The sequence below is a fragment of the Vibrio sp. V03_P4A6T147 genome (genome assembly GCF_002241085.1).
In the GTDB taxonomy this organism is placed as follows: domain Bacteria; phylum Pseudomonadota; class Gammaproteobacteria; order Enterobacterales; family Vibrionaceae; genus Vibrio; species Vibrio anguillarum.
The window spans coordinates 1-3,475 of sequence record NZ_NDIO01000030.1 but is presented as its reverse complement, the minus strand read 5'-3'; the positions used below and the strand labels follow the sequence as shown (position 1 = coordinate 3,475).

Sequence of the window (3,475 nt, the reverse complement as noted above, 5' to 3'; positions counted from 1 at the left end):
TACTCTGCTTGTTATGAAAAAGTTTCTGATTTTTGGCGAACACTTGTAGTATGGTTTAAGGCCCAAAAGGTACAGTTGTTAGCTGAATTAGGCGAGGAGACGATATTACAAGCATTAAAAAGGGCTGGAAAACCAGCCCTTTATTGACGCTATGCTAATAAACGTTGCGCTTAGAAGCTGCGGCTATATTGTAAGCCGACTAGGATTGCATCTGCGTGAGTCGTTGCCGTCAAAACAGTACCAGCCGAATTCTCAGTCACTTGCACATCCTTACCAAGTAGGTAAGTGAAACCAAAGTCTACATTAGATCGCTCATCAACTTCGTAAGTAAAACCAGCAGAGAGCCATTGGCGATCTGAGTCTGGCACTGAGACTGAAGTTAAAGAATCTTGTGCGCTGGTGTCATACATATAACCAGCACGTAAAGTCCAATCGCTGTTTAGGTAGTAAGTTCCACCTATCGCATAGTGCCAACCATCTTGCCATTTATACTCTTTACCATAAACGCCGCCGCCAGCTAAAATAGAGGCGATAGGTGATTGTGAAGAGTCTAGGTTCTTAAAGTCGATTTGGTCAAATGCACTCCAGCCAATCCATTGCACACTATAATGGACTGCAAACTGTGTATCCTTGATTTTATGAAAACCAGAGAATTCTGCTATATCAGGTAGTGGAAGAACGATTTTTTGTCCGTAATCATCTTTGGCTTCAAATTCAGGGCTGTAGTGATATGCGAAGCCAAATCGATTATTTTCATCTAATTCATATACCGTACCTAAATTAAACCCGACCGCCCAGCCATCGGCCTTATCAACATTTAGCAAAGCTGTTCCTGCCGGAATGGTAGTTTGGAATTTCTGTGATAACCCAGCTGCTAAGGTTGCACTAGCATAACGCTGCATCGTACCTTGACCATAAATCAAGTCTAAGCCTGCCCCAAAGCTAAGTTGCTCATTTATTCGGTATGAGCCTGCGAGTCCAAAGTTAAAGCTTTTAACGTCCGTTAAACCACCATATTCTGATGCTGGATAAGAATCTGAAAATTCTGTTTTTGTGCCAAAATTTGTATAAGCGTTAACGCCCCAAGCAAATTGGTCATTGACTGGAACTATTAGGTGAATGTTAGGGGCAATAGATGTTCCGCCTACATCATCAACGTCAGAAATTGATACACTGTTGTATTTAGCATCTTTGACATCAATCATCGTTGTGATGGATTCAAAGCCCAAAGAGAGTGAGGTTTCATCAAACAACGCCATTGCGGCAGGGTTACGAGCCATCACCGATGCGTTATCGGCAATAACAGCATCACCAGCAAATGCACGACCTAGGCCAGTCGCAGATTGTGCATTGAGCTGAAAGCCCGCTGCCAGTGCTTGTTGTGAAGCGAGAGCTACCGTTACGGCAAGTAACGATTTTTTAAACAGACGCGTCTTGTTCATGGTGCTTTTCCTTTTTGATTTCATCGCCTCTAATGGACGTTGTTTTTGAGCAAATGCTCAATTGGTGGCTGATACTAGAGGCAAGTATAGAAGATAGAAATCCGACCATTGTCTAATTGAATGATAAAATTGCAGAAATGATGTCTATTTGGCAGGAAAAAGGCGGAAAATGCTTGTTTATAGAGTTTAAGCTCTATTTTTGTCTAGGGAACCTGGCCCGCATTATATACAGGCCAGGAATGGTTTTAATGGGAAGGTTTTAGCATAGGCATTAGTTTTTTAGCGATGTTCGTGACATCTTCGCCATTTTCACCGACAAGGATCAGGCTAGCATCACCGACGGGTTCGATGATTCCTGCCATGCCTTGCTCATTAAAGTTCACGGCTTGTTCACTGGCAATGCCTGTGAAAAAGAGCGTCACTTTCCCGCTTTCACCTTGAAAAACCATGTGCAGAGCGTTTGCCTTGCCAAAACCACAGTGGTTTAGGTAATAAACGTGGTAAGGGAAGTTACTGCTTAACTGATAAGCGAATGGCAGCATTTTGGCGTTGATCTGCGTTGAATTCACTTGTTCATCCAGTTGGTTGACAAAGCCTTCTTCATCAATGACGTGTTTGATGGCAGTGTCCATTAGGCTTGCCTGCGCCGGTGGAATGAGCACATTTCGCCAATTGATTTGGCCAACCAATAAACCAAACACAAAAGCAATCGATGCAGCCAATGTCATCGCTTGCTTGGCAAAAGTAGGGCGGATGACATTGCTTGCCATTGTGGTTTGACTAAATAGAATACGGTCTGCGAGATCGTCAGGCACGTCTACATTCATTGCAGTAGCAATCGTTGCATCTAAGCTCAATATGTCCTCTAGGAACTGACGATTAGTATCACTAGTGGATGCCGCTTGGATAATCTCTTGGTCATGCTGTTTTGGATCGGACATAACTCGGCGGCGAAATTCTAATTCATCCATTTTGCTGCCCCTTATACGCTTCTGATGAATCCAATTGTTCTTTTAATTGATTACGAGCTCGAAACAGACGAGTCATGACCGTGTTCTTATTGAGTTCGAGGATCTCGCCAATTTCATCACCACTAAAACCACCAATGACTTGTAGGAAAAGAGGTTCGCGGTATTCAATATCCAGCTTCATTATCTGTGCCTGCAACCACTCTTGTTGATGATGAGGATCATCGTTGACTTTTACGTCACCGCTGTAGTCATCAATATCGACCAACTCAAACTGCTTGCGTTCAAAGCGGCGCGCGTTCTCGCGACGAAGAATAGTTATAAGCCACGATTTGGCCGCTTTCTCGTCGAGCAAACTATCGAGAGATTTCCAAGCCCTCAAGCAGGTTTCTTGGACTAAATCTTCAGCAATGCTTTTATCTTTACATAGCCAATAGGCATAACGAAAAAGATCTCGGTGATAAGCACGCACAAGCGTTTCATATTTTCTCTGTCTGTCAATATCACTATTGACCGGGCTGCTGGACTTTTTCTTTCCAAACATGGTTATTATCGACACATGAGTCTCCGTTTGCTCTGTGATTTCTTCTTTGTTTAGGCCATTTTATGGTCGTCTTGCGATGAACGCTTCGCGTATTCGTTCGCTTTCGATCCGTTCAAGTTGTTCGGTAACATCAATTCAAGCGTCGACGGCTTTTTAATTTCATAGTATGGAATAAATCAATATAAAATTGATCTACTTCAAAATCTCATAGCACGAAGTGGCTATAGTACACCTTGTCATCTCGTTAGTCATTGCGACTAACATGTTGAGCAAGATGACACTTCCTTTTGAAGGCTGACTTTACTTTCTCCTAATCAGGAAACTGATTATTTCAATTGGCGTAAGTTAATTGCTTTATATATTCCGACCACACATTATTGTGTGGTTTTTTTTTGCTTATATACTCTTCCTACTTGAAGCCGCAGCGGTGTTGGCTACGTTCGTTTGCCTATGCTTATTGGGACTCACTCACTTGCCGCCTACCTGCAACTCCAAGTTGTTTGGGTATAACTCCATTATTC

3 protein-coding genes are annotated in these 3,475 nt (G+C 42.8%); all 3 read right to left on the bottom strand.

The features are described 5' to 3' along the window. Window positions 1–170: 170 nt before the first annotated feature. Window positions 171–1,442: an outer membrane protein transport protein gene (locus tag B9J84_RS01075; RefSeq protein ID WP_179217488.1), complete on the bottom strand. Its 1,272-nt coding sequence runs from the start codon at window positions 1,440–1,442 to the stop codon at window positions 171–173. Between the two features lie 245 nt (window positions 1,443–1,687). Continuing rightward, complete coding sequence (locus B9J84_RS01070; RefSeq protein ID WP_017044335.1) at window positions 1,688–2,413, bottom strand: DUF3379 domain-containing protein; 726 nt, start codon at window positions 2,411–2,413, stop codon at window positions 1,688–1,690. Further along, complete coding sequence (locus B9J84_RS01065; RefSeq protein ID WP_094123327.1) at window positions 2,406–2,954, bottom strand: sigma-70 family RNA polymerase sigma factor; 549 nt, start codon at window positions 2,952–2,954, stop codon at window positions 2,406–2,408. The genes B9J84_RS01070 and B9J84_RS01065 overlap by 8 nt, the downstream gene beginning before the upstream one ends. Window positions 2,955–3,475 lie beyond the last annotated feature (521 nt).

What these genes read in the sequence shown, in the direction of transcription:
- B9J84_RS01070 (WP_017044335.1), bottom strand. Translation starts at nt 2,413, where the DNA reads ATGGATGAATTAGAATTTCGCCGCCGAGTTATGTCCGATCCAAAACAG.
- B9J84_RS01065 (WP_094123327.1), bottom strand. Translation starts at nt 2,954, where the DNA reads ATGTTTGGAAAGAAAAAGTCCAGCAGCCCGGTCAATAGTGATATTGAC.
- B9J84_RS01075 (WP_179217488.1), bottom strand. Translation starts at nt 1,442, where the DNA reads ATGAACAAGACGCGTCTGTTTAAAAAATCGTTACTTGCCGTAACGGTA.